This is a genomic window from Stenotrophomonas sp. YJH_SMC_57, assembly GCF_059369755.1.
The window spans coordinates 50,253-76,579 of record NZ_JCAFSZ010000009.1 but is presented as its reverse complement, the minus strand read 5'-3'; the positions used below and the strand labels follow the sequence as shown (position 1 = coordinate 76,579).

At 67.8% G+C, this 26,327-nt stretch carries 26 protein-coding genes; 15 read left to right on the top strand and 11 right to left on the bottom strand.

Going from position 1 to position 26,327, the window contains the following annotated elements; all coding sequences use genetic code 11:
* Window positions 1–3: 3 nt before the first annotated feature.
* Together AC5P7U_RS13585 and AC5P7U_RS13580 are read right to left on the bottom strand one after the other, a co-directional pair.
* Entirely contained in the window at window positions 4–678 is a 675-nt protein-coding gene (locus AC5P7U_RS13585) for a class I SAM-dependent methyltransferase (protein ID WP_004154693.1), read from the bottom strand.
* Between the two features lie 78 nt (window positions 679–756).
* Complete coding sequence (locus AC5P7U_RS13580; protein WP_004154694.1) at window positions 757–2,136, bottom strand: aminotransferase-like domain-containing protein; 1,380 nt, start codon at window positions 2,134–2,136, stop codon at window positions 757–759.
* A gap of 133 nt (window positions 2,137–2,269) precedes the next feature.
* Between AC5P7U_RS13580 and AC5P7U_RS13575 the strand changes: the two genes are divergently transcribed.
* From AC5P7U_RS13575 to AC5P7U_RS13565, 3 genes are all read left to right on the top strand, one after another.
* Window positions 2,270–3,133, top strand: coding sequence for a DMT family transporter (locus AC5P7U_RS13575; protein WP_495221199.1), 864 nt, complete (start codon window positions 2,270–2,272; stop codon window positions 3,131–3,133).
* A 156-nt stretch (window positions 3,134–3,289) separates the two neighbouring features.
* Complete coding sequence (locus AC5P7U_RS13570) at window positions 3,290–4,171, top strand: SDR family NAD(P)-dependent oxidoreductase (protein WP_004154696.1); 882 nt, start codon at window positions 3,290–3,292, stop codon at window positions 4,169–4,171.
* A 38-nt stretch (window positions 4,172–4,209) separates the two neighbouring features.
* Window positions 4,210–5,088 carry a LysR family transcriptional regulator gene (locus tag AC5P7U_RS13565; protein WP_197563761.1) on the top strand — a complete coding sequence of 293 codons (879 nt, stop codon included), beginning with the start codon at window positions 4,210–4,212 and terminating at the stop codon, window positions 5,086–5,088.
* A gap of 13 nt (window positions 5,089–5,101) precedes the next feature.
* Here AC5P7U_RS13565 and AC5P7U_RS13560 read toward each other — a convergent pair whose 3' ends face one another.
* Window positions 5,102–6,001 (bottom strand): LysR family transcriptional regulator, encoded by a 900-nt coding sequence (locus tag AC5P7U_RS13560; RefSeq protein ID WP_049457635.1) that lies wholly within the window; start codon window positions 5,999–6,001, stop codon window positions 5,102–5,104.
* A gap of 106 nt (window positions 6,002–6,107) precedes the next feature.
* Here AC5P7U_RS13560 and AC5P7U_RS13555 point away from each other — a divergent pair, with 106 nt between their 5' ends.
* The gene (locus AC5P7U_RS13555; RefSeq protein ID WP_004154699.1) at window positions 6,108–7,625 is read left to right on the top strand and encodes an MFS transporter; all 1,518 of its coding nucleotides are present in this window, start codon (window positions 6,108–6,110) and stop codon (window positions 7,623–7,625) included.
* Here AC5P7U_RS13555 and AC5P7U_RS13550 read toward each other — a convergent pair.
* Together AC5P7U_RS13550 and AC5P7U_RS13545 are read right to left on the bottom strand one after the other, a co-directional pair.
* Complete coding sequence (locus AC5P7U_RS13550; RefSeq protein WP_004154700.1) at window positions 7,609–9,696, bottom strand: TonB-dependent siderophore receptor; 2,088 nt, start codon at window positions 9,694–9,696, stop codon at window positions 7,609–7,611. The two genes, AC5P7U_RS13555 and AC5P7U_RS13550, sit on opposite strands and share 17 nt — an antisense overlap.
* 331 nt (window positions 9,697–10,027) lie before the next feature.
* Window positions 10,028–10,432, bottom strand: coding sequence for a GFA family protein (locus AC5P7U_RS13545; RefSeq protein WP_004154701.1), 405 nt, complete (start codon window positions 10,430–10,432; stop codon window positions 10,028–10,030).
* Window positions 10,433–10,603: 171 nt separating this feature from the next.
* Here AC5P7U_RS13545 and AC5P7U_RS13540 point away from each other — a divergent pair, with 171 nt between their 5' ends.
* Window positions 10,604–11,578, top strand: a complete 975-nt coding sequence (locus tag AC5P7U_RS13540; RefSeq protein ID WP_495221227.1) for an Lnb N-terminal periplasmic domain-containing protein — start codon at window positions 10,604–10,606, stop codon at window positions 11,576–11,578.
* Window positions 11,578–13,599 carry an esterase/lipase family protein gene (locus AC5P7U_RS13535; protein ID WP_495221198.1) on the top strand — a complete coding sequence of 674 codons (2,022 nt, stop codon included), beginning with the start codon at window positions 11,578–11,580 and terminating at the stop codon, window positions 13,597–13,599. The genes AC5P7U_RS13540 and AC5P7U_RS13535 overlap by 1 nt, the downstream gene beginning before the upstream one ends.
* Before the next feature lie 86 nt (window positions 13,600–13,685).
* Here AC5P7U_RS13535 and AC5P7U_RS13530 read toward each other — a convergent pair whose 3' ends face one another.
* Entirely contained in the window at window positions 13,686–15,107 is a 1,422-nt protein-coding gene (locus tag AC5P7U_RS13530; protein ID WP_197564905.1) for an MFS transporter, read from the bottom strand.
* 29 nt (window positions 15,108–15,136) lie between these two features.
* Here AC5P7U_RS13530 and soxR point away from each other — a divergent pair, with 29 nt between their 5' ends.
* Window positions 15,137–15,571 carry a redox-sensitive transcriptional activator SoxR gene (gene soxR, locus AC5P7U_RS13525; protein WP_008267329.1) on the top strand — a complete coding sequence of 145 codons (435 nt, stop codon included), beginning with the start codon at window positions 15,137–15,139 and terminating at the stop codon, window positions 15,569–15,571.
* Window positions 15,572–15,652: 81 nt separating this feature from the next.
* Here the strand turns inward: soxR and AC5P7U_RS13520 are convergent, their stop codons facing one another.
* Window positions 15,653–16,255, bottom strand: coding sequence for a short chain dehydrogenase (locus AC5P7U_RS13520; RefSeq protein WP_008266431.1), 603 nt, complete (start codon window positions 16,253–16,255; stop codon window positions 15,653–15,655).
* A gap of 100 nt (window positions 16,256–16,355) precedes the next feature.
* Between AC5P7U_RS13520 and AC5P7U_RS13515 the strand changes: the two genes are divergently transcribed.
* Window positions 16,356–17,231, top strand: a complete 876-nt coding sequence (locus AC5P7U_RS13515; protein WP_312560187.1) for a LysR family transcriptional regulator — start codon at window positions 16,356–16,358, stop codon at window positions 17,229–17,231.
* A gap of 39 nt (window positions 17,232–17,270) precedes the next feature.
* On the opposite strand, the gene proC is transcribed toward AC5P7U_RS13515, so the two are convergent.
* Window positions 17,271–18,092 carry a pyrroline-5-carboxylate reductase gene (gene proC / locus AC5P7U_RS13510; RefSeq protein ID WP_049457581.1) on the bottom strand — a complete coding sequence of 274 codons (822 nt, stop codon included), beginning with the start codon at window positions 18,090–18,092 and terminating at the stop codon, window positions 17,271–17,273.
* A gap of 18 nt (window positions 18,093–18,110) precedes the next feature.
* Window positions 18,111–18,788, bottom strand: a complete 678-nt coding sequence (locus AC5P7U_RS13505; protein ID WP_495221197.1) for a YggS family pyridoxal phosphate-dependent enzyme — start codon at window positions 18,786–18,788, stop codon at window positions 18,111–18,113.
* An 87-nt stretch (window positions 18,789–18,875) separates the two neighbouring features.
* On the opposite strand from AC5P7U_RS13505, the gene AC5P7U_RS13500 reads away from it, so the two are divergent.
* The 3 genes from AC5P7U_RS13500 to AC5P7U_RS13490 all read left to right on the top strand — a co-directional run bounded on the left by AC5P7U_RS13500 (window position 18,876) and on the right by AC5P7U_RS13490 (window position 22,260).
* The gene (locus AC5P7U_RS13500) at window positions 18,876–19,913 is read left to right on the top strand and encodes a type IV pilus twitching motility protein PilT (RefSeq protein ID WP_006422551.1); all 1,038 of its coding nucleotides are present in this window, start codon (window positions 18,876–18,878) and stop codon (window positions 19,911–19,913) included.
* 99 nt (window positions 19,914–20,012) lie between these two features.
* Window positions 20,013–21,155 (top strand): PilT/PilU family type 4a pilus ATPase, encoded by a 1,143-nt coding sequence (locus AC5P7U_RS13495; RefSeq protein WP_006422552.1) that lies wholly within the window; start codon window positions 20,013–20,015, stop codon window positions 21,153–21,155.
* A 121-nt stretch (window positions 21,156–21,276) separates the two neighbouring features.
* Complete coding sequence (locus AC5P7U_RS13490) at window positions 21,277–22,260, top strand: aldo/keto reductase (protein WP_006422553.1); 984 nt, start codon at window positions 21,277–21,279, stop codon at window positions 22,258–22,260.
* A 55-nt stretch (window positions 22,261–22,315) separates the two neighbouring features.
* On the opposite strand, the gene AC5P7U_RS13485 is transcribed toward AC5P7U_RS13490, so the two are convergent.
* The gene (locus AC5P7U_RS13485) at window positions 22,316–23,215 is read right to left on the bottom strand and encodes a LysR family transcriptional regulator (protein WP_495221196.1); all 900 of its coding nucleotides are present in this window, start codon (window positions 23,213–23,215) and stop codon (window positions 22,316–22,318) included.
* Window positions 23,216–23,529: 314 nt separating this feature from the next.
* On the opposite strand from AC5P7U_RS13485, the gene AC5P7U_RS13480 reads away from it, so the two are divergent.
* Together AC5P7U_RS13480 and AC5P7U_RS13475 are read left to right on the top strand one after the other, a co-directional pair.
* Window positions 23,530–23,742 (top strand): DUF4287 domain-containing protein, encoded by a 213-nt coding sequence (locus tag AC5P7U_RS13480; protein WP_197564901.1) that lies wholly within the window; start codon window positions 23,530–23,532, stop codon window positions 23,740–23,742.
* Between the two features lie 111 nt (window positions 23,743–23,853).
* A complete protein-coding gene (locus tag AC5P7U_RS13475) occupies window positions 23,854–24,561 on the top strand; it encodes a YitT family protein (protein WP_008266805.1) in 708 nt (235 codons plus the stop codon).
* Between the two features lie 73 nt (window positions 24,562–24,634).
* On the opposite strand, the gene AC5P7U_RS13470 is transcribed toward AC5P7U_RS13475, so the two are convergent.
* On the bottom strand, window positions 24,635–25,177 hold the full coding sequence (locus tag AC5P7U_RS13470; protein ID WP_495221195.1) for a DNA-3-methyladenine glycosylase I: 543 nt from the start codon (window positions 25,175–25,177) through the stop codon (window positions 24,635–24,637).
* Between the two features lie 89 nt (window positions 25,178–25,266).
* On the opposite strand from AC5P7U_RS13470, the gene AC5P7U_RS13465 reads away from it, so the two are divergent.
* Complete coding sequence (locus AC5P7U_RS13465; RefSeq protein ID WP_495221193.1) at window positions 25,267–25,833, top strand: YqgE/AlgH family protein; 567 nt, start codon at window positions 25,267–25,269, stop codon at window positions 25,831–25,833.
* A gap of 19 nt (window positions 25,834–25,852) precedes the next feature.
* A complete protein-coding gene (gene ruvX, locus AC5P7U_RS13460) occupies window positions 25,853–26,320 on the top strand; it encodes a Holliday junction resolvase RuvX (RefSeq protein ID WP_180879650.1) in 468 nt (155 codons plus the stop codon).
* The last annotated feature ends 7 nt before the right edge of the window (window positions 26,321–26,327 follow it).

The window sequence follows — 26,327 nt, the reverse complement described above, 5'->3', positions numbered from 1 at the left end:
GCATCAACCGGCGTAGGCCACCCAGCCCTTGAAAGTGAAGCCGGCGTAGAACAGTTCCACGTCGTCGAAGCCGGCCTCCTGCAGCAGCGCGACCTCCTGTTCGGGCGACAGCAACGGCAGCCGCTCGGCAATGGCTTCGATCGCGCGCTGTGCATCCACGCGCGCAACGCCAGAGGCTTCTGCGAACGCCGCATAGCGCTGCAACCAGCGCAGCTTGCCGTCCGGATCCTGCGGCACGCTGTGGTGAGCGACCACCAGAGGGGCACCCGTGCGCAGTCGCTTGTGTAGTTCGCGCAGCGTATCCAGGCGTTGCGTGGCGTCGAGGAAGTGCAGGGTCAGCAGGCAGCTGGCGCCGTCGAAGCGCACGTCCGGAGCATCGTCGATGTAGCCTTCCAGCAGCTCAACGCGTGCGTTCAACGGGCCCAGCGTCTGCTCGGCCAGGGCCAGCATCGGTGCGGCCGGGTCCACGCCCAGCAGCTGCCAGCCCGGTTGTGCCTCGGCAAAGGCTTTCAGCTCCAGGCCGCCACCGGCGCCCAGCACCAGCACGCGCCCCTGCTCGGGGACCCGTTCGGCCAGCAGCAGGCGACTCATCTGCTGCAGGGCGAGATAGCCCGGCACCTGGCGCAACGGGCCTTCGGCATAGCGGGCCACGGCCTGCGGATCGGAAAACGAGGACATGCGGGCATTCCTGCAACGGGGACTTACCACTGTACCGTGGCACGCAAGTGCCGGGGCCGCAGGGCACCGGCATCGCGTTCAGCGCAAGGCCTGCGCCAACACCTGCCAGATCCGCGGGTCCTGGCATTGCGAGACATTGAAGCGCAGGTAGTCGACCGCGCGCTGCGACTGGCTGAAGGCGTTGCCCGGTGCCAGTACGATTCCCTCGCGCAGGCAGTGCCGCGCCAGGGCCGCGGCGTCGCGGCCATCGGGCAGCTGGCACCACAGGAACAGGCCGGCTTCGGGCAGCAGCCACGGGGTGATGCCCAGCGCGTGCAGTTTCCGCAGCGTATGCCGGCGTGCATCGGCCAGGCGCGAACGCACCGACTGCATGTGGCGACGATAACCACTGTCGGTCAGCGCGATGTGCATCAGCTGCATCGCCAGATGGCCGCCGCCGAAGCTGGTTGCCAGCTTCAGGTCGGTCAGCGCGTCGATCCAGTCGTGGCGCGCCGCGATGTAACCGCACCGCGACGCCGCCGACAGTGTCTTGGAAAAACTGCCGACGTGGATCACCCGTGACAGCCCATCCAGCGCGGCAAGCCGCGGTGCGGGATGCAGCTCGAAGTCGGCGAAGATGTCGTCCTCGACGATGACCAGTTCGCTGCGTTCGGCCAGGCCCAACAGGCGATGTGCGGTGCTGGCGGAAAGCACCGCGCCGGTCGGGTTGTGCAGGCCCGAGTTGGTGATGTACAGCCGCGGCGCATGTGCCTGCAACGCCTGCGCAAACGCATCAAGGTCCGGCCCGGTGTGGGTGTACGGCACGCCTACCGCCTGCACCTGGTGTGCCTTCAGCAGCGCGTGGTAGTTGAAGTAGCTGGGGTCATCCACCAGCACGCAGTCGCCGGGCTTGAGCAGGAAGCGGCAGATCAGGTCGACCGCGTGCGTGCCCGATTCGGTCAGCAGGATCTGTTCCATCGGCGCGTCGATGCCCAATGCAGCAGCACGCCGCTGCAGCAACTGGCGCAATGCGGGCAGACCGAGCGGGCCGGCGTAGTCGACCAGCTGCGATGCATCGACACGTGCCAGCCGGCGCAGGCCACGGCGCATGCCGTCCTGGTACAGCCAGTCGCTGGGCATCCAGCCGCAGCCCGGCTTGAGGTGGCCCGCCGGCGTTTCCAGCGATTGCCTCGATACCCACAGCGGGTCCACCACGCGGTCCAGCCGCGGCTCCATCGCGGCCAGCGCCAGCGGTGCGGCCGGGCCACTGACGTAGAAGCCCGAACCCGCGCGCGCGCTGATCACGCCTTCGGCCGCCAGGCGCTCGTAGGCCTCGACCACGGTGGAAACCGATACGCCCATCGCTGCCGCCTGCGCGCGCACCGACGGCAGGCGGGAACCGGGGCCATCCACGCGCGCGCTGATGCGGGTGCGGACGGTCTGGATGACTGATTCGATGCGGGTGAGCGGACGCGACATGGCGGGACTGTAGTGGAAGTGCGGGCAGTACAGTTACTTGCGACTGTACTGGATTGTAGCTGGGGCGCACCCGGCGATGGATGTTCCCATGCAGGTTCCGCCGGGCGATGCCCGGCATGACAGGAATACAGGCGTGGAACGGTCAGCGAGCGGTTGGATCAATGGCTTCATCGGTGTGGTGATCTTCGCCGGCTCGTTACCGGCTACCCGCCTGGCGGTGCTTGAACTGGACGCCGGATTCGTCACCGCCGCACGCGCCACCATCGCCGCAGTGCTTGGCCTTGGCCTGTTGCTGCTGTTGCGCCAGTCCTGGCCGCGGCGCAGTGACCTGCCGGGGCTGGTGGTAGTCAGCCTCGGCGTGGTGGTCGGTTTTCCGCTGCTGACCGCGTTGGCGCTGCGCCATGCGTCATCGGCGCACACCATTGTGTTCGTCGGCCTGCTGCCACTGAGCACCGCACTTTTCGGGGTGTTGCGCGGTGGCGAGCGGCCGCGCCCGGCGTTCTGGCTGTTCTCGCTGCTGGGCAGCGCCTGCGTGGTCGGCTACGCAATGCGCAATGGCATCGAGGCCTCGCTGCAGGCCGACCTGCTGATGCTGGCCGCGATCCTTGCCTGCGGGCTTGGCTATGCCGAAGGCGGCCGGCTGGCCCGCCATCTCGGCGGCTGGCAGGTGATCAGCTGGGCACTGCTGCTGGCGTTGCCGGTGATGCTGCCGCTGAGCGTGGTGATGCGCCCGGCGTCGTTCGCCGCGGTGGGCGCGCCTGCGTGGTGGGCACTGGGCTACGTGGCGGTGTTCAGCATGCTGGTCGGCTTCCTGTTCTGGTACCGCGGGCTGGCCCAGGGCGGTATCGCGGCGGTCGGCCAGCTGCAGCTGCTGCAACCGTTCTTCGGACTGGCCCTGGCGGCGCTGCTGCTGCACGAAGCGGTCAGCGCCGGCATGGTGCTGGTGACGCTGGGCGCGGTGGTCTGCGTGGCCGGCGCGCGCCGCTTCAGCCGCTAGAAAAAGGGGACGGAGGGGATTAAGTCGCTATTGCCCCTTGTGCGCGGGAAGCGACTTAATCCCCTCCGTCCCCTTTTCTGGTGATAGCGCGGGCGTATCGTGGGCTGTGGTCAACGGTATTGGCCGGTGCCCCCGCCCGTGGTTGAAGCTGTGCGCATGCAACCTGTTTCCCGGATTTCCTTTGAAGGCCAGGTGGGGCTGGTGACCGGTGCCGCCGGTGGACTGGGCCTGGCCTACAGTCGGCTGCTGGCCGAGCGTGGTGCGCACGTGGTGATGCACGACGTCGGTGCCGGCACCGATGGGCGTGGCACCGATCCGCTGCGCATCCAGCACAGTGCCGAAGCGCTGCAGGCGCGAGGGCTGGCGGTGCAGGCCGTCAGTGATCCCATCGATCATCGTGCCGGTTGCCACGCGCTGGTGCAGGATCTGCTGCAGCAGCATGGCCGCATCGATTTCCTGATCCACAACGCTGGCTGGGTGGAGTACCAGGCGTTGGAAGCCATCGAAGACGATGCGCTGGAGCGGATGCTGTGCCTGGCCGCGAAGACACCCCTGTGGCTGGCACAGGCAGCGTGGCCGGCAATGCGCGCGGCGGGTGGTGGCCGCATCGTCATCACCACCTCCGATCGCGCGCTGTATCCGCAGTACGCACAGCGCGGTCTTTCCGCCTATGCGATGGGCAAGCTGGCCGCGCTCGGCCTGGTCAATGTGCTGGCACTGGAAGGTGCCGGGCACGGCATCGTGGTCAATGCGGTTTCGCCAGTGGCCAAGACGCGGATGTGGGGCATCGACGGCGAGCCGGACGAACTGCATCCGGAGGCAGTCGCGCAGGGCGTGGCCTTTCTGGCATCGACGCGCTGCCAGGACGGCGGGTGGGTGCTGCGTGCAAGCAACGGCCAGTTCCATGCGCTGCGGCTGCAGGAAGCGGAATACGTTGCATATCCGCGCGATCTGCGCGCGGTCAGCGCCGACAGCATCGAGTCGGTGGCCCTGCAGTGGCCGGCCATCGCCCGCGCCAGTGTGGATGCGCGCAGCTGAGGGCGTACCCTAGCCGGGTTCCCACCACCTGCATCGAGATGATCGACCTGCGCCTGCTCCGCCAGTTCGTGGCCGTGGCCGAAGAACTGCACTTCCACCGCGCCGCCGCCCGGCTGCACATGTCGCAGCCACCGCTGACGGCGGCAATGCGGCGGCTGGAAGACGGACTGGGCAGTGAGCTGATCGTGCGTGGCAACCGTACCCTGGGCCTGACCGTCGCCGGGCAGACCTTGCTGGTGGAAGCGCGCGTGACGCTGCAGCAGGCCGAACAGGCGCTGCAGCGCACCCGTGAAGCCGCCGCAGGGCAGAGTGGCAGCCTGCAGGTGGGCTATGTCGGCAGCGCCCTGTACGGTCGGCTTCCTGGTTTGATCCGCCGCTTCCGCCAGCAGTATCCGCAGGTGCGGCTGCATCTGCAGGAGGCGACCTCACGCCAGCAGCAGCTGTGGCTGCGTGAGCAGCGCATCGATGTCGGCGTGTTGATTCCACCGATTCCTGCCGCCGAACTACAGTTGCACGACTTCGACCACGACCATCTGGCGATTGCGCTGCCGCGAGCGCATGCGCTGGCCGCGTTGCCCGAAGTGAGCGTGGCGATGCTGGCCGATGAACCCTTCGTGTCGTGGCCAGCGGGTGAGGGCATCGGCTTCCACGCACAGGTGCTGGGCCTGTGCACCGCGGCGGGATTCACTCCGCGCGTGGTGCAGGAGGCGCAGGGCATGCATGCAGTGCTGTCGCTGGTGGCAGTGGATGCGGGCGTGGCCATCGTGCCGGCCAGCATGAGCAGTTTTCGTCCGGAAGAGATCGTCTACCGGAGGGTGGCCGGTGAAGCAGCGCGCTTCGCCCTGCAGCTGTGCGTGCGCCCGGAGCAACCGTCGCCGGTGCTGTGCAATTTCCTGGACGCCGCGAACGCGAGCTGATCCTGGCGGCCGCCTAGGCGTGTTCGCCCTGGAACAGATGCGCCACGGCGTAGTCGATGAATACCCGCAGGCGCGCGCTGGGGTGGCGTCCACCCGGCCATAGCAGCGAGAACTGCCCCTGGTGCGTGGGCAGCGCAGGCAGCACCCGTTGCAGGCGGCCGTCGGCCAGCGCGTCAGCGGCGAGGAAGTCAGGCATCCAGGCCAGGCCCATGCGCCCGATGGCGGCGGCCAGCAGCGCTTCCATGTTGTTGCAGGTCATCGCCGTCGGCAGGCCCGCTCCGGCATCGCCTTCAACGCCCGGCAGCTGCCACGGATGCAGCTTCCCGGTGGTCGGGTAGCGGAAGCGCAGCGCGGTATGCATGCGCAGGTCGCTCACATTACTGGGCGTGCCGTGCGCGTGCAGATAGCCGGGGGCCGCACAGAGCATGAAACGAAACCCGCCCAGCCGCCGTGCGGTCAGGCTGGAGTCGGCCAGCTCACCGCTGCGTATCACCGCGTCGAGGCCTTCGCTGACCACATCGACGATGCGGTCATTGAAATCCAGTTCCAGCTGCACCTGCGGATAACGCTGCTGAAAACCAGGCAGCACCGGCAGCAGGAAGCGATAGCCGATGGTCGGCAGTCCGATGCGCAGCAGCCCACTGGGCGCGTGCTGTCGTTGCGCCAGGTCCGCCTGCGCTTCGGAAAGCTCGTCCAGGGCACGCCGGCAGCGTTGCAGGAGCAGATCGCCCTCATCGGTGAGGTGTACGCGGCGGGTGGTGCGATGGAACAGGCGCGTACCCAGGTCCTGCTCGAGGCGGGCGATGCGCTTGCCCACCGCCGACGCGGACAGGCCGAGAACGCGGGCGGCACCGACGATGCTGCCCGCCTCCGCAGTGCGGACGAAGGCGAGCAGGGCAGAGATGGAGTCCATGTCCGGATGATTGCGGAACATAAGGATGTAATCAACGTCCATGGAGCCTGTTTTTCAGGAATAGCGGCCTGCTCATCATCAATGCCCCTGATGGATGGAGGCCCACATGGCCCCGGTTTCGATGCTCCCCTTGCCTGTCCGCGCGCAGCAGCGCTGGACGCTGCTTGCCGTCTGCCTGGCCGCGCTGGCGTTGCCGTTGTCCTTCTCGGCCGGCGCGGTCGCGGTGCCGGTGCTGGCCCGTTCCGCGGCGGCCTCACCCACTGCGCTGGCCTGGGTGACCAATGCGTTCATGCTCACCTTCGGCAGCCTGTTGCTTGCTGCCGGCGGCCTGGCCGACCGCTATGGCCGGCGGCGGCTGTTCCTGCTGGGCACGGTCGGGTTCACCGCCGCCACAGCCGTGGTGTGCCTTGCGCCCACGCTGCTGTGGCTGGACCTGGCGCGCGGGCTGCAGGGCGTTGCCGCCGCAGCAGCGCTGGCGTCCGGCACCGCCGCATTGGCGCAGGCCTGGCAGGGACCGGCACGTGCGCGCGTCTTCGCTCTGCTGGGCACGACATTCGGTGCAGGGTTGGCACTGGGGCCGCTGCTTGCCGGCCTTCTGCTGCAGGCACTGGGGTGGCGCAGCGTGTTCGCCGCCGGGGGTGTGCTGGCGATGGCGGCCTTCGTACTGGGCGCACGCGTGTTGCCTGAAAGCCATGGCGACCGCGGACGGTTGGACCTCGGCGGCATGCTCGGCTTCAGCCTGATGCTGGGGGCGCTGACCCTGTCCCTGCTGTGGCTGGGCGAATTCGGGCTGCATGCCCTGCGCGTGCAGCTGGCGCTGCTGGCGACGCTGCTGTTGGGCGGGGTGTTCGTCTGCATCGAACGGGTGCACCACTCACCGCTGCTGGACCTCTCATTGTTCTCGCAGCCGGCGTTCCTCGGTGTCCAGCTGCTGCCGGTGGCCACCTGCTTCGGCTACGTGGTGCTGCTGGTGGTACTGCCGCTGCAGTTGCTGGGCGTGCATGGGCAAAGCGCGACCGCGGTCGGATTGCAGATGCTGGCCCTGTCCGCGCCGATGCTGGTACTGCCGATGCTGGCCGCGCGCTGGGCCGAGCGTATCGGAAGTGCGCGGCTGTGCACGCTGGGCCTGCTGGTCTGCGCCACCGGCCTGTACCTGCTGTCGCGCCACGCGTCGCACCCGTCGCCCTCGCAGTGGGTGCCGTTGCTGATGCTGATCGGTGCCGGAACGGCCTTGCCGTGGGGCCTGATGGATGGGCTGTCGGTCAGCGTGGTGCCGGTGCAGCGTGCAGGCATGGCCGCTGGCATCTTCGGAACGGTGCGCGTAGCTGGTGAAGGCATTGCGCTGGCCGCAGTGACCGCGTTGCTTGCGCTGCTGATCGGCCAGCGGCTGCAGGGCGCGTCACCCGCGTCACTGGCCAGGGCCGGGGCCTATCTGGCGACCGGTGCGCATGCACAGGCGCAGGCGCTGCTTCCGGCGATGCGCGGCGCACACCTGCAGCAGGCCAGTGCCGAAGCGCTGGCGATACTGCTGCGGATGCTGGCGCTGCTGACCGCCGCCTGTGCCGCGCTGCTGCACGTACTGCTGCGGCGGCCAGCGTTGGCCGTGATCAGAACCGATAGGTGATGGTGCCGGTGACCACCCGCGGGTAGCCGGCGAAGCAGTCACCGAAGGTGCGGCACGGTGCGTAATAGCGCTTGTCGGTGAGGTTGGTGATGTTCAGCGCCATCGTCCAGTCGGTCACCTGCACTTCCACCAGGGCATCGGCCAGCGTGTAGCTGGGAGTGATGATGCGCCCGCCATTGCCCAGCGACACGGTATTGCCGACATGGCGCACGCCCAGGCCCAGGCGCAGGCGTGCGCCATCTTCCAGCGGGAAACCCTTCGAGACCCAGGCCGAGGCCAGGTCCTGCGGGGTGTCGTTGAGGCGTTGGCCCACTTCCAGCGCGAAGTTGCTGCGGCTGACTTCGGCCTCGTTGCGCGCAACGGCGGCGGTGATCGTCAGCTCGTTGGCGAACTGGAACTGGCCCTCCAGCTCCACACCCCTGGAGCGGATCTGCCCGGTCTGCACCACGTTCAGCACGTTGTCCGGGTCGTTGGTCTGCCGGTTGGTTTCGGTGATGCGGTACGCGGCCATCGTCAGCAGCAGGTTGCGCGCGGGTTGCCACTTGATGCCGGCCTCGGTCTGGCGGCCGCGCATCGGCTTGAAGGCCTGGCCGAACAGGTCCTGGCCGGCAACCGGCAGGAACGATTCGCTGTAGCTCAGGTAGGGCGATACCCCGGCGCCCAGTTCGCCGATCAGGCCGGCGCGATAGGTGGTGGCGTTGTCGGTCTGGCTGGGCTGGCCGTCGGTCTTCGAGCGTGCATGGTCGCGTCGTGCGCCCAGCACCAGTGAAACGCGGTCGGCCCAGCGGATCTGATCCTGCAGGTAGAGGCCGAGCTGGGTGGAGGTCTGGTCCGGCTGGCGCTCCCAGCCACGCACCGTCGGTGCCACCGACACCGGGGCGTAGATGTCGATCGGCGTGCCGGTGGCATCCAGGCGCTGCAGCTGCTCCCGGTACTGGCTGTAGTCGACGCCGGCCAGCAGCAGGTGCTGGAAGGCACCCGTGGCGAAGTCGAACTGCAGGGCGTTGTCGGCACTGAAGATCTGCACGTCGGGGCGGGTGCCGTAGGCGGTGCGGTTGACCACGCGACGTCCGGCATCGATGAAGGGATCGGCCGGGTTGCTGTAGCTGTCCACGTACATCTGCTGCAACGTGGTCTTGCCGTCGATGTAGCGCACGGCCGAGCGCAGGCTGAGCACGTCGTTGAAGCGGTGGTCGAACAGTGCGGTGAGGCTGTAGACGCGGGAGTCGATGCGGTCGAAGTCAGGGTCGCCGATGAACGTGGAGGGATCGAGGCGGCGCCCGGGGGGGGCCAGCAGCGTCGCTGCCAACGGCAGGAACTGCTGGCTGGAGCCGGTCCTGTCGTGCTGGTAGCTGGCCAGCAGGCTGAAGGTGCTGCGTTCGCCGCGCCAGCTGATCGAAGGCGCAAGGTAGACACGGTCGTCCTTGAGCGTATCGGTCTGCATGTTCGACTCACGCACCAGGCCGACGAAGCGCCCGGCAACCGTGCCGGCATCGTTCAACGCACCGCCGATGTCGCCCTGAAGCTGCCTGCGGTCGAAGCTGCCAAGCTGCACGCCTACCTCGCCCGCCACGTTGCCGAACGTCGGGCGCTTGCTCATCGCATTGATGATGCCGCCGGTGGCGCCTGCGCCGTACAGCACCGACGAAGGACCGCGCAGCACTTCCACACGCTCCAGGCCATAGATTTCCGGCCGCGCCAACGGACTGAACCCGTAACTGCGGCGGAGGCCATCCTGGTACTGCACCGGATCCAGGCCGCGTACCGAGGTGGCATCGTTGCGGGTATCCAGGCCCCACGCGTCGGCGGTGACGCCGGCGCTGTAGCGCAGCACTTCCTGCAGGTTGTGCGCGCCGCGATCGGTGAACAGCTGCTGGGTGACCACGCTGATCGCCTGTGGCGTCTGGGTCAGGGCGGTGTCGGTCTTGGTCGCGGTACTGGCACGCTCGGCCACCACGCTGACGCGGTCCAGGGTGCGGGGAGTCGGCGCGTCGTCGGCCAGTGCGGCGTGTGCAACGAGGCTGCCGGGCAGGGCGAGGGCAAGCGAGAGCAGGGTGCGGCGGGCGGGCATGGCGGTCGGTCCACGGAAGATCGCCGCGGATTATCGGGATTGCACTCCGTTGTTGCAAATGATTCTCAATGTCTTGTCATCGTCGAGACTTCGCCGCCTCACGCCCCCTATGCCGGCCAGCGCCTAGTCTCGGTTGTCCCCGTCCCCCACGGAGACCCGCCATGTGGCTGCTCGACCATCTCTGGCCTGGCCGCAGGCCCCTTCCTCCCCCGGTCGCTGCCGAGCCGCAGGCAGCGCCCCGCCGCCCTTGGCTGAAACGCCCCGCACGCGCCGGTCGCAGTGGCATGGCGCCTTGGCAGAAAGTGGCGGCACCACTGCGACGCACGCGGCACTAGGCGCTGCGGTCGGCCGGGTGGTTGACGCCATCGTTGACCGGGATCACGCCCAGCGCGAACGGGTCGATGCCCTCCAGGCAGGCCACGTTGTAGCCGTACTGCTCGGGATTGGAGCGACGCCGGTGGTGGGTGTAGATGCCGCACACACCGCAGAAGTAATGCTCGGCCACATGGGTGTTGAACTGGTACAGCCGCAGGTGGTTCTGCCCGCGCACCACCTGCAGTCCCGCACGGGTCACGCTGGCGGCGATGGCGCCACGGCGCCGGCACATCGAGCAGTCGCAGCGGCGTGGGTCGACGATGCCGTCCGGCAGTTCCAGCAGCAGTTCGACCGTGCCGCAGTGGCAGGTTGCGCGGTGCCGGGGTTGGACCGGAACGCCGGCCACGGATGTAATACCCATCGATGCTCCTGTGAGGTGAACCTGGCTTCGGGCGCCGCCGACGACGGTGCGCCGGCCTGGCTGAACGGGCCGTAGATGCCACGCTGAACCGGCTTGTGGCTAACTATGCGGCTTGAACACCGCCCCAGGATGCCAGTGAACACCGCAGGACGTTGGATGACAGGAAGTGCCATGGCGCTGGCGGCGCTGTGGGTGACCGGGCTGCTGGCCTACCAGCTGCCGGGGCCGGGTGCGCTGGCCACGACGGTGGCCGTGCTGTGGCTGCTGGTTGCGCTGTGGGCATCGTGGCGGGTCGCACGCGGCCGAGGCAACCGCCGGCTGGGCCTGGCGTTCGGCGCGGCACTGGCGCTGGCCGCGCTGTGGTGGCTGCTGCTGACGCCGCGCCAGGACCGCGTGTGGGCCGATGACGTGGCCCAGCGCCTGCATGTGGTTTCCTTCGACGGGCGTCGCGTGGTGCTCGACAACGTGCGTGTTTTCACCTGGCGCAGTGAAACCGACTATGACGCGCGCTGGGTGCGCCGCGAGTACGACCTGGACCAGCTGCGTTCGGCCGATCTGGTGCTGTCGTACTGGATGGGCCCGGCAATCGCCCACACGCTGATCTCGTTCGGCTTCGACGATGGCCGCCACGTGGTGTTCTCGCTGGAGATCCGCAAGGAACGGGGTGAATCTTTCTCGGCGCTGGGCGGCTTCTTCCGCAAGTTCGAGATGACCCTGGTGGCCTCCGAGGAGACCGACATCATCCGCACCCGCACCAATGCGCGGGGCGAGGATGTCTACCTGTACCGCCTGCACGGCATGGACCGCACGCAGCTGAAGGAACTGTTCGCCGCCTACATCGAGCAGGCGCGCGAACTGGATGCGACGCCGGGCTTCTACAACACGCTGACCAGCAACTGCACCACCATCGTCTTCGACTTGGCCCGCCACATCGCACCGCGGCTGCCGCTGGACTATCGCCTGCTGCTGTCGGGCTATCTGGCCGAGTACGCGCAGGAGGTCGGCGCGCTCACCCCGGGCGTGCCGTACGCCGAGCTGCATGACAAGGGCCGCATCACCCAGCGTGCGCTGGACCTGGGTGACGGCGCGCATTTCTCCACCGTAATCCGCCAGGGCGTGCCCGGCACCGAGCAGGACCCGCAGTAATGACCCAACGCCCCCCGACCCGCTGGCAGCGCCTGCTGCCGGTGTTGTTCGCCGCCTTCCTGCTGCTGGGCAGCAGCGGCTGCGCGATGGTTACCGTCAAGCAGGTCACGTCCAGTGATTCGCTGGTCAACAAGCGCGCCGACGTGCTCAACACCGGCAAGCTCAGCCCGGCCGCGCGCGAGACGCTCAGCGCGGCAGGCCTGGACGAATCGCAGTGCGAAAAGGACTTCCTGGTCTGCCGCAGCACGCTGCTGATGACCGATGACCTCAACGTCGAACAGCGGCTGTCGGCGCTGTCCGAACTGTGGGTGAAGGCCGCACTGGCGCTGACCCCGAAGAAGACTGCGGCCGGCGATCCGCCGATGAGCGATGCCGCGCTGGACGCCTGGCTGGAAGCGGCGCGTTACGCCTATGCGTACCTGTTCTACAGCGGCCGTTCGCCGTCTGACCGCGCCTTCGAGGACCGGCAGACGCAGGTGCGCGACTACTACAACTACGCAGCCGAGAAGGCGGCGGTGGTGCTGTTCGTGCGCGCGCGTGCGTCTGCGCTGGCCGGTGAGGACTACACGAAGCCGATCTCGGTCGGCAGCTGGTCACTGGCCTCCAACTACCAGCAGCTGGCCCTGAAGAGCATTCCCGCGCAGCTGGTGCCGGCCGGAACGGTCAGCTTCGTCGGCCTGCGCAGCACCTATCGCCGCGATGGCTTCGGTGCCGAACTGGTGATGGTGATGGACCCGCCGAAGCTGGTCGCGCCGGTGATCGCGCCGGATGGCCCGAAGACCGAGACGACGCAGGACGACGAAGACGATGCGCACCGTGGTCGCCGCCATCGCCATGACGATTCGGTGCCAGAGTTCAGCGAAATGTCCTCGATCAACGTCACCGCGCTGCTGCGCTTCGAGGGCAGCAGCCTGGACGACGTGATGCGCACGCGCCGGGTCGAGCTGGATGCCTACTCGCCGGAAGCCACCGAGCGCATCAGCCTGCACGGCGAGCAGGTGCCGTTGGCCGGTAATTTCACTGCCGCCTATGGCCTGTGGCTGGCGCAGAGCGGCTTTGCCCGGCAGTCGCTACGCACCCTGTTCGGCATGAGCGAGGGCATCGGTGAGCCGCACATCTACCTGATGCAGCCGTGGGACCCGAACCGCCGCATCATCTTCATGCTGCATGGCCTGGCCAGCAGCCCGGAGGCCTGGGTGAACCTGGCCAACGAGATCATGGGCGACCCCGAGCTGCGCCAGCAGTTCCAGGTGTGGCAGGTCTATTACCCGACCAATGCGCCGATCGCGCTGAACCGCTATGAGATCGCCAATGCGTTCAATGACACGCTGAAGCACTTCGACCCCGATGGCAGCACGCGGGCATCGAAGGACATGGTCTACATCGGGCACAGCATGGGCGGCGTGCTGGCCCGCCTGCTGGTCAGTGATTCCGGCGATGTGCTGTGGAATGACCTGCTGGCCAACTACGACCTGAAGGGCGAGCGCCTGAAGCGCGTGCAGGCCAAGCTGGGGCCGCTGCTGCACTTCAAGGCGCAGCCGAACGTGGAGCGTGCGATCTTCATCGCCGCACCGCACCAGGGCACCGATATCGCCGGCAACAAGGTCGGGCGCCTGATCGGCCGGCTGGTGCGCCTGCCGCTGACGATTCTCGGCAAGTTCGAGGATGTGTTCATGGCGCTGGCACAGGCCGAGCAGCAGGTCGACGGCACCGCCAAGCCGAAGATTCCCAACAGCATCGACAACCTCAAGGCCAGCGATCCATTCGTGAAGGCCGCCGCGCAGCTGCCGATCGAGACCGGCCTGAAGTACCACTCGATCATCGCCCAGCGCAAACCGGAACTGCCGGTGGAGAAGTCCGATGACGGGCTGGTGCCGTACTGGAGCGCACACCTGCCGGGCGCGCTGTCGGAGAAGGTGATCATCTCCGGCCACAGCGTGCAGGAGACCCCGCAGGCGGTGCTGGAAGTACGGCGCATCCTGCACCGGGACATCGACGACGTGGGCACCGGTAGCCGGTAGTGCCGGCCGCTGGCCGGCATCACCACGGTATTCCTGTTTGCGTGAAAGCTGCCGGCCAGCGGCCGGCACTACCGAGCGCTGCCGCCCTACACCCGTCGCGCGATCACCGTCGCCAGCACCGCCAGGCCGCAGGTGATCGCCAGGCACAGCACATAACCGGTGTGCGGCGCGGTTTCCACGAACAGCGCGAACAGTGCACCGGACACCGCCAGCGCGGTGGTCACCGACAACGCCTCGCTCAGCTGCAGGGCCGACGTGTTGGCGCCCTGCTCATGCGGCGCCGACAGCGAAAGCGTCAGCACCGACAGGCTGGCGTAGATCATGCCCATGCCGAAGCCGGTCACCGCCCAGCCGACCAGCGCCACCGGCAGTGGCACGGGGTTGAACAGCACCGCCAGCGTGGCGACGATGCCGACCGTCATCATCGCCGTGCCCACGCGCAGCAGCTGCTGGCGTGACCAGCCGCGCTGCTGGTGGCCCTGCAGCCAAGAGCCGGCAAACCAGCCCAGCGCGCCGAGGCTGAGCACCGCACCGGCCCAGCTCGGCGAGAGCCCGCGCTCGCGTTGCAGCAGCAGCGGCAGATAGGCCTCGCAGGCAAAGAAGGCCGCAGCGGCGACGCCACGCAGCGCGATCACACTGGGCAGGCCACGGCGCAGCACCAGCGTTCCGGTCGGAAGCAGGCGGTGCACGCAGAACAGCAGCGCCAGCATCGCAGCGCCGATGCAGAGCAGCGCCGGCAGGCCCTGCTGCTGGCCGCCGAAGTACAACAGCAGCGCAGCCAGCGAGGCCCCGCTGGCCCAGCGCACCACATTGCCGCGTCCATCGTCGCTGTCGCCGACCGAGGTAGGCCGCATGCGCGCCAGTGCCGGGCGCAGCAGCAGGGCAGCGGGAACCGCCAGCAGCGGCACCGCCAGGAACACCCAACGCCAGCCCAGATGCTGCACGATCAGGCCGCTCAACGCCGGGCCGATCATCGACGGCACCACCCAACCTGCGGAGAAGGCCGCAAACACTTTCGGCCGAAGGTGCTCGGGGTAGCTGCGGCCGACGATCACATACAGCGAAACCGAGATCGCGCCTGCACCCAGCCCCTGCAGCAGGCGCCCGGCGACCAGCATGCCCATGCGCATTGCAAAGCCGGCCAGCAGCAGGCCCAGTACGAAACAGGCCAGGCCGTACCATAGCGGTCGCGCCGGACCGTGGCGATCGGCCCAGCGCCCGGCCAGGGTCATGCCGATCACACTGGTGGCGAGGGTGCCGCCGAACGCCAGCGCATACAGGCGCAGGCCATCGAGCGCTTCGGCCACGGTGGGCATCGCGGCGGCCACGGCCAGTGCTTCGAAGGCGTGCAGCGCGACCAGCGCGACCATGCCGATGGTGGTGGCGCGGTAGCGGGCGGACAGGATCGAAGTATCGGCCGGCACAGGGGTATCGGCGGGGGAGAGCATGCTAGTCATACAGATGGGCTGCGGGCCGCGCTTGTCAACCGGCGGCGAAGATAGCAGCATGACACCTCAACCATAGTTGAGGTCAAGTGATGGCGTCCCAGGAACTGAGCGTTGGCGAAGTCTCCCAGCGCAGTGGCGTAGCGGTTTCCGCGCTGCACTTCTACGAGCGCAAGGGGCTGATCAGCAGCCTGCGCACCTCCGGCAACCAGCGCCGCTACAGCCGTGACGTGCTGCGCCGGCTGGCGGTGATCCGCGTGGCACAGCGCGTGGGCATGCCACTGGAAGCGGTGGGCCGTGCCTTCGAGAGCCTGCCCGAGGGGCGTGCGCCGACCAAGGCCGACTGGGCCAAGCTGTCCGCGCGCTGGCGCACCGAGCTGGAAGCGCGCATCCATATGCTGCAGCTGCTGCGCGATGAACTGACCGGCTGCATCGGCTGCGGCTGCCTGTCGCTGAAGCGCTGCCGCCTGGCCAACCCGGAAGACATCCTCGGCGAACGCGGCGACGGCCCGATGCGCTGGGAATGAAGAAAAAGGGGACGGAGGAGATTAAGTCGCTATTGCCCCTTATGTGCCGGAAACGACTTAATCCCCTCCGTCCCCTTTTTCTTACCAGACGGTGATCGTTTCGCCGCTCTGGATGCCTTCCACCGCGCGCTGGAAGGCCAGCGCCGCGCGCTGTGCGCTCACCGCTTCGAAGCCGGGGAAGTAGGGGCCATAGGCCGCCATCGATTCGATCAGTACGTTCGGGCTGACCACGTTGATGCGCAGGCCGCGCGGCAGCAGCTCCAGCGCCGCCGCGCGCACGAAGCCTTCCAGCGCGGCGTTCACCGAGGTGGCGTTGGCACCATCGCGGATCGGCTGGGCGCTGACGATGCCGCTGGTCAGGGTGATCGAACCGCCGGCGTTCAGATGGTGCTGCGCGGCCAGGGCCAACCGCACCTGGCCCAGCAGCTTGTCCTGCAGGCCGATGTTGAACTGCTCGGGTGTCATCTCCTGCAGTGGGCCGAAGTGCAGCTTGCCGGCGGTGGAGATCACCGCATCGACCGGGCCGGTGCGGGCGAACAGTTCGGCAACGCTGGCGTCGTCGGTCAGGTCGACCCGCAGTTCGCCGCTGTGGCGGCCGGCGGCGAGGATCTGGTGCTGCTGGCCGAGCTGGCGGGCGACCGCCTGGCCGAGGGTGCCGCTGGCACCGACGAGGAGGATCTTCATGGCCGTTCCTTGCGAGTGGGGGAATGAGCGCAGTCTGCGCGCTCACGGCACGGTTAAGTAAGTGGCGTATGCTTCGCAGATTCCTAACCTGGGGTTGGTAATGGATACGCTTCGCTGCATGCAGGCGTTCGTCGCCGTGGCCGAGCGCGGCAGCTTTGCCGGCGCCGCTGAACAGTTGCAGGTATCGGCGGTGATGGTCGGCAAGTACGTCCAGCAGCTGGAGGTGCACCTGGGCACTGCGCTGCTGCAACGGAACACCCGCCGCCAGCGCCTGACCGAAGCCGGCAGCGCCTACCTGGCCGGGTGCCGGCAGGTGCTGGAACAGGTGCAGCAGGCCGAAGCCGATGTGGCCGGCCTGCAGGTGCAGCCGCGTGGCCTGCTGCGGGTCAGCGCGCCGAGCACCTGGGGCAGCTGCGTGCTGGCCCCGCAACTGGCTGCCCTGCTGCGGGCACAGCCGCAGTTGAACATCGAGCTGGACCTGAGCAACCGCCGCGTGGACCTGATCGAGGATGGATTCGACGTGGCGATCCGGGTCGGGCCGCTGCCGTCGCAGGAGGTGGTGGCACGGCCGTTGCCGCCGTATGCGATGAGCCTGTGCGCGGCGCCGTCGTACCTGCGCCGGCGCGGCACGCCGCGTACGCCGGCGGATCTGCAAGGGCATGACTGCCTGAGCCATCTGGCCTGGCGTGGTGGCCATGGCTGGCAGCTGGCCAACGGCGAACAGGTGGATTGGGAAGCGCGGTTGACCTGCAATGATGGCGTTGCACTGCGCGAAGCCGCAGTGGCCGGCGCGGGGCTGGTGCTGCAGCCGACGGCACTGCTGGCGGGTGAAATCGCGGCAGGGCGGTTGAAGCCGCTGCTGCGCGACTATCTGCCCGAACCGCGGCCGATGCACCTGATCTACCTGCCTGACCGCAGGCCGCGCCCACGGTTGCAGTGCTTCGTCGATTTCGTCATGGCCACAATGGGGCAATGATGACGGTGGGTGCCGACCGTTGGTCGGCACACATCGGGATCAATCATTCGCCGCAGACAATTCCTGCCCGCGCACCTGCGCGGCGCGCAGCGCCTTGTCCACCAGCGCCTCGAACCCCCCAGCCTGGAAGCTCTCGATCGCCGCCTGGGTGGTGCCGTTCGGCGAAGTCACGCGGCGGCGCAGTTCGGCCGGGCTTTCGCCGGCTTCATCCAGCATGCGCGATGCGCCCAGCAGGGTGTGCACCACCAGCGCACGCGCGGCATCGGCCGGCAGGCCTTGCGCGATGCCGGCCGCTTCCATCGCTTCGGCCAGCAGGAACACATAGGCCGGCCCGCTGCCTGAAACGGCGGTGACCGAATCCATCAGCGTTTCGCTGTCGATCCACACCGTGCGCCCGGCACTGGCCAGCACCTGTTCGGCCTTCGCGTGCTGCTGCGCATCCACCGATGGCGTCGCGTACAAGCCGGTCACGCCGGCACCGAGCAGGGCGGGGGTGTTGGGCATTGCACGCACGACTGCCAGATCGCCGCCCAGCCAGCGCTCCAGCTGCGCGCTGGTGATGCCTGCGGCGATCGACACCACCAGCGGGCGCTGTGCCTGTGCCAGTGCCTGCAGCGACTGGCAGACGTCGCGCAGTACCTGCGGCTTCACCGCCAGCAGCCAGGTGCGGCCCTGCGCGGCGGCATCGGCCGCGTTGTCATGCACCTGCACGCCGAAGTCGGCGGCCAGCGTCTGGCGCAGCTCGGCCACCGGTTCGGCCACGTGGATGTGCGCGGCGGGCACGCCCTGGCGGATCAGGCCGGCAATCAGGCTGCGCGCCATGTTGCCGCCGCCGATGAAGGTGATGGAATCAGCTGCCATGGAAGTCTCCTTGTGATGTCAGGCCGGGCGCGGACGCGCGCCGAACAGGGCGGTACCGATGCGCACCAGGGTGGCGCCCTCGGCGATGGCGTCGGCGTAATCGCCGCTCATGCCCATCGACAGGGTGTCGACCTGCGCGTGCTGGGCCGCCAGCGACTGGAAAAGTGTGCGCATGCGCACGAATGCGTCGCGGCGTCGTTCGGCCTCGGGCCACGGCGCGGGAATCGCCATCAGGCCGCGCAGGCGCAGGCCGGGTTCGGCGGCAATCGCGGCAGCGAGTGCATCGACCTCGTCCGGCGCACAGCCGTGCTTGCTGGATTCGTCGTCGATGTTGACCTGGATCAGCACGTTCAGCGGCCCGCGCGCTGCAGGGCGATGGCGTGCCAGCGCGGTCACCAGCTTGAGCCGGTCCACGCTCTGCACCCAGTCGAAGTGGCTGGCCACGGCATCGGCCTTGTTCGACTGCAGGTGGCCGATCAGGTGCCACTCCAGCGCCAGGTGCTGCAGCGCCTGCATCTTGGCCAGTGCTTCCTGCACGTAGTTCTCGCCGAAGGCATGCTGGCCCTGCGCGGCCAGCGCAGCCACCGCCTCGGCCGGCTGGGTCTTGGACACCGCCAGCAGGCGTGGGTCGGGCCTGCCAGCGGCCTCGGCGGCCGCATGCAGGTTGCTCAGGATCTGGGGCAGGGGAGTGGCCACGTAACGCGTTCCGTTGAATCAGGAGGCTATACTGCCGCCCGGGGAAAGATCCTTCCAGTCGAAGCCGTTATTGGGGAGTAGCCGCTCATGGATATCGCCGAGCTGTTGGCGTTTTCCGTAAAGAACAAAGCGTCCGACCTGCACCTGTCCGCAGGCCTGCCGCCGATGATCCGCGTGGACGGCGACGTGCGCCGGATCAACATCCCAGCCCTGGACCACAAGCAGGTCCACGCGCTGGTGTACGACATCATGTCCGACAAGCAGCGCCGCGATTACGAGGAATTCCTCGAAGTGGACTTCTCCTTCGAGATTCCGTCGCTGGCGCGCTTCCGTGTGAATGCGTTCAACCAGAACCGTGGCGCCGGTGCGGTGTTCCGTACCATTCCGTCCGAAGTGCTGACCCTGGAAGACCTGGCCTGCCCGCCGCTGTTCCGCGAAGTGATCCAGCAGCCGCAGGGCCTGATCCTGGTGACCGGCCCGACCGGCTCGGGCAAGTCGACCACGCTGGCGGCGATGATCGACTACATCAACAAGAACGAATACGGCCACATCCTCACCGTCGAGGATCCGATCGAATTCGTGCACACCTCGCAGAAGTGCCTGATCAACCAGCGCGAAGTGCACCGCGACACGCACGGCTTCAACGAAGCGCTGCGTTCGGCGCTGCGTGAGGACCCGGACATCATCCTGGTGGGCGAACTGCGCGACCTGGAAACCATCCGCCTGGCGCTGACCGCAGCGGAAACCGGCCACCTGGTGTTCGGCACCCTGCATACCAGTTCGGCGGCCAAGACCATCGACCGCATCATCGACGTGTTCCCGGCCGGCGAAAAGCCGATGGTGCGTTCGATGCTGTCCGAGTCGCTGCGTGCGGTGATCTCGCAGGCACTGCTGAAGAAGGTGGGCGGCGGTCGTACCGCAGCGTGGGAAATCATGGTCGGCACCCCGGCCATCCGCAACCTGATCCGCGAGGACAAGGTCGCGCAGATGTACTCGGCCATCCAGACCGGCCAGCAGTACGGCATGATGACCCTGGACCAGCACCTGCAGGACCTGGTCAAGCGCAGCCTGATCACCCGCAACCAGGCCCGCGACTACGCCAAGGACAAGCGCCTGTTCGAGTAAGGCGGGGCAGCAACGGGGCGGCGTGCGCCACGGCGCCGCCGTTCCGTGCCGTTTCCTCCATCGACCGTTTCCTGGTACATGCCCCATTGGGAGCCCGCCGTGAACACCACCGCGACCACCATCGATTTCACTTCGTTCCTCAAGCTGATGGCGCACCAGCGCGCCTCGGACCTGTTCATCACCGCCGGCATGCCGCCGGCGATGAAGGTCAATGGCAAGATCTCGCCGATCACCCAGACCCCGCTCACGCCGCAGCAGAGCCGCGACCTGGTGCTCAACGTGATGACGCCGGCGCAGCGCGAGGAATTCGAGAAGACCCACGAGTGCAACTTCGCCATCGGCCTGTCCGGTGTCGGCCGCTTCCGTGTCAGCTGCTTCTACCAGCGCAACCAGGTCGGCATGGTGCTGCGTCGCATCGAGACGCGCATTCCAACTGTGGAAGAGCTGAGCCTGCCGCCGATCATCAAGACGCTGGCGATGACCAAGCGCGGCATCATCCTGTTTGTCGGTGCCACCGGTACCGGTAAATCGACCTCGCTGGCAGCGATGATCGGTTACCGCAACCAGAACTCGACCGGCCACATCATCACCATCGAAGACCCGATCGAATTCGTGCACAAGCACGAGGGCTGCATCATCACCCAGCGCGAGGTCGGCATCGATACCGACAGCTGGGAAGCGGCGCTGAAGAACACCCTGCGCCAGGCGCCGGACGTGATCATGATCGGCGAGGTGCGTACCCGCGAAGGCATGGACCACGCCATCGCGTTTGCCGAAACCGGCCACCTGGTGCTGTGCACCCTGCATGCCAACAACGCCAACCAGGCGATGGACCGCATCGTCAACTTCTTCCCGGAAGACCGCCGCAACCAGCTGCTGATGGACCTGTCGCTGAACCTCAAGGGCGTGGTCGCGCAGCAGCTGATTCCTTCGCCCGATGGCCGCTCACGCAAGGTGGCGATGGAGATCCTGCTGGGCACGCCGCTGGTGCAGGACTACATCCGCGACGGCGAGATCCACAAGCTGAAGGAAGTGATGAAGGATTCGGTCCAGCTGGGCATGAAGACCTTCGACCAGAGCCTGTTCGAGCTCTACCAGGCCGGCGAGATCAGCTACGAGGACGCGCTGCGCTACGCCGATTCGCAGAACGAAGTGCGCCTGCGCATCAAGCTCAGCCAGGGCGGCGACGCGCGCACCCTGTCGCAGGGGCTGGATGGCGTGGAGATCTCCGAGATCCGGTGACCCGGCCGGCGCCGGTCGTGGCTGGATTGATGAATTCCAGTCATGACCGACTGCCATCCCGTCGGTTCAATCCGTCGGCCGTGCAGGCGTATCGTCAGCGCTCCCCCTCTGGAGCACGACGATGCAGACACGTGAACTCGGCCGCAGCGGCCTGAAGGTTTCCGCCCTGGGCCTGGGCTGCATGGGCCTGAGCCATGGCTATGGCCAGCCGGTCGAGCGCAGCCAGGGCATCGCCCTGCTGCAGGCCGCCGTTGAACGCGGCGTGACCTTCTTCGACACCGCCGAGGTGTACGGCCCGTACACCAACGAAGATCTGCTTGGCGAGGCGTTGGCGCCGTACCGCGACAGGCTGGTGATCGCCACCAAGTTCGGCTTCAAGGATGCGCGCGTCGACACCGGCCTGGACAGCCGCCCGGAGAACATCCGTGCGGTGGCCGAGGCCAGCCTCAAGCGCCTGCGTACCGACCATATCGACCTGTTCTACCAGCACCGCGTCGATCCGAACGTGCCGATCGAGGATGTCGCCGGCACCGTGCGTGACCTGATCGCCGAAGGCAAGGTCGGTCACTTCGGGCTGTCCGAGGCCAGTGCCGCCACCGTGCGCCGCGCGCATGCGGTGCAGCCGGTTGCTGCCGTGCAGAGCGAGTACTCGCTGTGGTGGCGCGAGCCCGAGCGCGAGCTGCTGCCGACCCTGCAGGAACTGGGCATCGGCTTCGTGCCGTTCAGCCCGCTGGGCCGTGGCTTCCTGACTGGCGCGATCAGCGCCGACACCACCTTCGACGCCAACGATTTCCGCAACACCGTGCCGCGTTTCGAGGTGGAAGCGCGCCGCGCCAACCAGGCCCTGGTCGATCGCATCAGCACGATCGCCGCGGCACGTGGCGCCACACCGGCGCAGGTGGCGCTGGCCTGGCTGCTGGCGCAGGCGCCGTGGATCGTGCCGATTCCGGGCACCACCAAGGTCCACCGCCTGGACGAAAACCTGGGCGCGGCCGCACTGCAACTGGCGCCGGAGGAACTGCAGCGCATCGCACAGGCGCTGGATGAAGTGTCGATCGTCGGCGAGCGCTACAACGCGCAGCGCGCCGCCCAGGCCAAGGGCTGATCACCCAGTGGGCGCGGACCATTGGTGATGGGTGCGGACCGTTGGTCCGCACTCCTCAACTCCCCATCGGCCCACGCAATGCATCAAGCACCGTGCGCATCGCCACGGTGACGTGGCGGCGAGACGGGTAATACGCGTAGTAGCCATCGAAATGCGGGCACCAGTCGTCCAGCACGGATTGCAGGCGGCCATCGTCCAGCATCGGCTGCACCTGGTCTTCCGGCAGCCAGGCCAGGCCGCTGCCGGCCAGCGCGGCGGCGCGCGTCATGCCCATGCTGTTGAAGATCCACTGACCACTCACGCGCACGCTCAGTTCGTTGCCGTCCTGGCCAAAGTCCCACGGCATCAGCCCGCCATGGGTGGGCAGGCGCAGGGTGATGCAGTTGTGCACGGCCAGGTCGTGCGGATGCCGCGGTACCACGTGCTGGCGGAAGTAGGCGGGCGCACCGACCACGCGCATGCGCAGCGGCGGGCTGATCGGCACCGCGACCATGTCGCGGGCCAGGCGCTCACCCAGGCGGATGCCGATGTCGTAGCGCTCGGCAACGATGTCGGCCAGCCCGTAGTCGGCGGCCAGTTCCACCTTCAGCTCCGGATACTGCTGCAGCAACGGTGCCAGCCGCGGCCAGGCGATGTACTCGGCGGCATGGCCGGTGGCGTTGATGCGGATGGTGCCGGCCGGTCGTTCGCGGTACTCGGCCAGTGCGGCCAGCCCGTCCTCGATCTCGGCCAGGCGTGGGGCCAGGGTTTCCAGCAGGCGGGCGCCGGCCTCGGTGGTGGACACGCTGCGGGTGGTGCGGGTCAGCAGGCGCACGCCAAGCCGCTGTTCCAGGCCGCGCATGGCATGGCTGAGCGCGGACTGGGACACGCCGAGCTGGGCGGCGGCCTTGGTGAAGCTGCCCGCGCGGGCGACGTGGACGAAGGCCTGCAGGTCGTTGAGGTTTTCACGGGGCATGAGGGGATGATACGGCCGGGCTGCGCCCGGCACCTGCCGAAACAACGGCAACGTCAACTTCAAAAGCGGGCTTCCTGCGGGAGGCAGGGTGGCTCAGGTTGCGGGGGACGGCGCAAGTACGTCCATGTAGCCTCGGTCGCGCCATCCATGGCCGCAACCTGAGCCACCCCGTCTTCGACAGTTTCCCGCGAGCCGTTGGAACCTGCTGTTGATGGTGGGTGCCGACCGTTGGTCGACACGGGGTCGGATATGTGGGGATGTCGATTTCCACGTCTGTGGTTCGTCGAATGAATGACTTTCAACAGGAGCAGCACATGAGCACTGACACCACGCCGAAAGGCCCGGCCTCGTATTTCCCCTCCATCGAGAAGACCTACGGCCAGCCGGTAGCGCACTGGTTCGGGCTGCTGGCGGCCAGGCAGGGCCTGAAGCACATGGAACTGGTCAGCTTCCTGAAGAGCGAGCACGGCCTCGGCCATGGCCACGCCAACGCGCTGGTGGCGCACCATCTGGCCGGCAAGGGCTGACCCGCCGCGGGTCGGGGGCAGGGTGGAGCGCCTTCAGCTGAACGATTTCATCTGCAACTGTCATGCAGATCGTGTCTAATACCGCTCCCCACCCGTTGTTCCCCCACCCGCATGTCCCTTGAATCCCATGGCCCCGCGCCGTGCGACGACGCTGACGGCCACCTGGTCACCGCCGGTCCGCTGACCCCACCGCCCGACAGTGCCGGTACCACCGCCGACGAAACTGCACTGCGGCACTCGATCGCCGAAGACGTGCAGGGCATGGTGCTGGCCACGATGGTGGCCTCGCTGGGCCTGGCCATCTTCGCCAAGAGTGGGCTGATGATCGGCGGCATGGCCGGCATGGCCTTCCTGCTGCACTACGCCCTGGACTGGAACTTCGGCGTGGTGTTCGTACTGGTCAATCTGCCCTTCTACTGGGTGGCGCTGCGACGCATGGGCTGGGAATTCACCCTGAAGACCTTTGCCGCGGTCACCGCCTGCGGCGTGCTGACCGACCTGCTGCCGCGCTGGATCGATTTCTCGCATATCCACCCGCTGTACTCGGCCATCGTCGGCGGCGCCTTGTCCGGCCTGGGCATCCTGTTCTTCATCCGCCACCGTGCCAGCCTCGGCGGCATCGGCATCCTGGCGGTGTACCTGCAGCGCACCCGCGGCTGGAGCGCAGGCAAGGTGCAGATGTCCTACGACGCCTGCCTGATGGTGGCCGCGTTCTTCGTGCTGTCGCCGTCGAAGGTGCTGTACTCGGCCATCGGCGCGGTGGTGCTCAGCCTGGTGCTGATGTTCAACCACCGTCCCGGCCGTTACATGGGCGTGTGACGATTCGACGGTAGTGCCGGCCGCTGGCCGGCAACACCTGTGGCCTCGCGAGGCTGCCGGCCAGCGGCCGGCACTACCGGGAGGCCTGCAACCACGGTGGCGACAGTTTCAGCAGCCGCGCATGCACCGGGCAGTCCGTGGCGTGCGCACCGGGCAGGTAGCCCAGGCTCATCAGGAACTCGCCGGTGATCTCGCCGCCGGTGAAGCGGAAGGTCTTCTTGAACAGCTTCACCCAGTCAGCCTTGCTGCGCGGGTGGTGAGCATCGAGCCAGGCTGCGAAGCTGCCATGGCTGGCGCGCAGCTGCTGGATCACCTGCGCGTTGTGGATCACCGCCAGTACCTTCAGCCGATTGCGGATGATGCCCGCATCCGACAGCAGCCGCTCGATGTCCTGCTCGGCATAGGCCGCCACGCGGTCCACGTCGAAGCCGTCATAGGCCGCGCGGAAGCCTTCGCGCTTCTTCAGGATGGTCTCCCAGCTCAGGCCGGCCTGGTTGATTTCCAGCACCAGCCGTTCGAACAGCTCGCGCTCGTCGCGCTGCGGGAAGCCGTACTCGTTGGCGTGGTAGTAGTCGTGCACCGGATGGCCCGGGGCGATGAGGCAGTAGCCGGACACGTTGAATTCCTGCGGTACGGGCTGGCCATTATGCGCGCCGTGACCGCCGGGTGGAGGCGCCCGGCGCGCCCAGCCGCTAGAATGGCGCCATGCCAGTAACGCCGACCTCCCTTGCCGATCACCTGCTCGTCGCGCTGCCGTCGCTGCTCGACGCGACCTTCGCCCGCAGCGTTGCGCTGATCTGCCAGCACGACGAGAACGGCGCGATGGGCGTGCTGGTCAACCAGCCGTCCGAATACACCCTGGGCGAGGTGCTCGCACAGATGGACATCACCACCGGCGATGGCGACCTGCAGGCGCGCATGGTGCTCAATGGCGGCCCGGTGCACCCCGAACGCGGCTTCGTCATCCACGATGACGCACGGGCGTGGGATTCCAGCCTGACCGTGGGCGAGGGCCTGTACCTGACCACCTCGCGCGACATCCTTGAAGCGATGGCGCGCGGTGAAGGCCCGGCCAACGCCGTGGTCACCCTCGGCTGCGCCGGCTGGGGCGCAGGGCAGCTGGAAAGCGAGCTGGCCGAGAACAGCTGGTTGACCGTGCCGGCCGATGCCGAGCTGGTGTTCCAGCTGCCGCTGGAGCAGCGCTGGCAAGGCGCGGCCTCGCGCATCGGCGTGGATCTGTACCGATTGACCGACTACAGCGGCCATGTCTGATCCAGCGGCCCCCGCACCGGTGTCTGCTGCCCCGGCCATCCGCCGCGACGGCACGGTTCTGGGTTTCGATGTCGGCTCGCGGCGTATCGGCGTGGCCATCGGCAGTGCCTTCGCCGCCCATGCACGCGCGGTGGCCGTGGTCGATGTGCACGGCAACGGGCCGGACTGGGCGGCAATCGAACGCCTGCTCAAGGAATGGAAGCCCGATGGCCTGGTGGTCGGCGACCCGCTGACCCTGGACGGCCAGGACCAGCCGAATCGCAAGCGCGCGCAGGGCTTTGCCCGCCAGCTGCGCGAACGCTTCAAGCTGCCGGTGGTGATGATCGACGAGCGTTCCAGCTCGGTCGAGGCCGCGCGCCGCTTCGCCGTCGAGCGCGCCGAAGGGCGCAAGCGCCGCCGCGATGCGGCCGCCCTCGACGCCGTGGCCGCGGCGGTGATCATCGATCGCTGGCTGTCGTCTCCCGACGACGCCACCCCCATTCCCTGACTGCACG

Excerpts from the sequence above, each read along its gene's own strand:
- AC5P7U_RS13585 (WP_004154693.1), bottom strand. The coding sequence starts at position 678 with ATGTCCTCGTTTTCCGATCCGCAGGCCGTGGCCCGCTATGCCGAAGGC.
- AC5P7U_RS13580 (WP_004154694.1), bottom strand. The coding sequence starts at position 2,136 with ATGTCGCGTCCGCTCACCCGCATCGAATCAGTCATCCAGACCGTCCGC.
- AC5P7U_RS13570 (WP_004154696.1), top strand. The coding sequence starts at position 3,290 with ATGCAACCTGTTTCCCGGATTTCCTTTGAAGGCCAGGTGGGGCTGGTG.
- AC5P7U_RS13565 (WP_197563761.1), top strand. The coding sequence starts at position 4,210 with ATGATCGACCTGCGCCTGCTCCGCCAGTTCGTGGCCGTGGCCGAAGAA.
- AC5P7U_RS13560 (WP_049457635.1), bottom strand. The coding sequence starts at position 6,001 with ATGGACTCCATCTCTGCCCTGCTCGCCTTCGTCCGCACTGCGGAGGCG.
- AC5P7U_RS13555 (WP_004154699.1), top strand. The coding sequence starts at position 6,108 with ATGGCCCCGGTTTCGATGCTCCCCTTGCCTGTCCGCGCGCAGCAGCGC.
- AC5P7U_RS13550 (WP_004154700.1), bottom strand. The coding sequence starts at position 9,696 with ATGCCCGCCCGCCGCACCCTGCTCTCGCTTGCCCTCGCCCTGCCCGGC.
- AC5P7U_RS13545 (WP_004154701.1), bottom strand. The coding sequence starts at position 10,432 with ATGGGTATTACATCCGTGGCCGGCGTTCCGGTCCAACCCCGGCACCGC.
- AC5P7U_RS13540 (WP_495221227.1), top strand. The coding sequence starts at position 10,604 with ATGGCGCTGGCGGCGCTGTGGGTGACCGGGCTGCTGGCCTACCAGCTG.
- AC5P7U_RS13535 (WP_495221198.1), top strand. The coding sequence starts at position 11,578 with ATGACCCAACGCCCCCCGACCCGCTGGCAGCGCCTGCTGCCGGTGTTG.
- AC5P7U_RS13530 (WP_197564905.1), bottom strand. The coding sequence starts at position 15,107 with ATGCTGCTATCTTCGCCGCCGGTTGACAAGCGCGGCCCGCAGCCCATC.
- soxR (WP_008267329.1), top strand. The coding sequence starts at position 15,137 with ATGGCGTCCCAGGAACTGAGCGTTGGCGAAGTCTCCCAGCGCAGTGGC.
- AC5P7U_RS13520 (WP_008266431.1), bottom strand. The coding sequence starts at position 16,255 with ATGAAGATCCTCCTCGTCGGTGCCAGCGGCACCCTCGGCCAGGCGGTC.
- AC5P7U_RS13515 (WP_312560187.1), top strand. The coding sequence starts at position 16,356 with ATGGATACGCTTCGCTGCATGCAGGCGTTCGTCGCCGTGGCCGAGCGC.
- proC (WP_049457581.1), bottom strand. The coding sequence starts at position 18,092 with ATGGCAGCTGATTCCATCACCTTCATCGGCGGCGGCAACATGGCGCGC.
- AC5P7U_RS13500 (WP_006422551.1), top strand. The coding sequence starts at position 18,876 with ATGGATATCGCCGAGCTGTTGGCGTTTTCCGTAAAGAACAAAGCGTCC.
- AC5P7U_RS13490 (WP_006422553.1), top strand. The coding sequence starts at position 21,277 with ATGCAGACACGTGAACTCGGCCGCAGCGGCCTGAAGGTTTCCGCCCTG.
- AC5P7U_RS13485 (WP_495221196.1), bottom strand. The coding sequence starts at position 23,215 with ATGCCCCGTGAAAACCTCAACGACCTGCAGGCCTTCGTCCACGTCGCC.
- AC5P7U_RS13480 (WP_197564901.1), top strand. The coding sequence starts at position 23,530 with ATGAGCACTGACACCACGCCGAAAGGCCCGGCCTCGTATTTCCCCTCC.
- AC5P7U_RS13475 (WP_008266805.1), top strand. The coding sequence starts at position 23,854 with ATGTCCCTTGAATCCCATGGCCCCGCGCCGTGCGACGACGCTGACGGC.
- AC5P7U_RS13465 (WP_495221193.1), top strand. The coding sequence starts at position 25,267 with ATGCCAGTAACGCCGACCTCCCTTGCCGATCACCTGCTCGTCGCGCTG.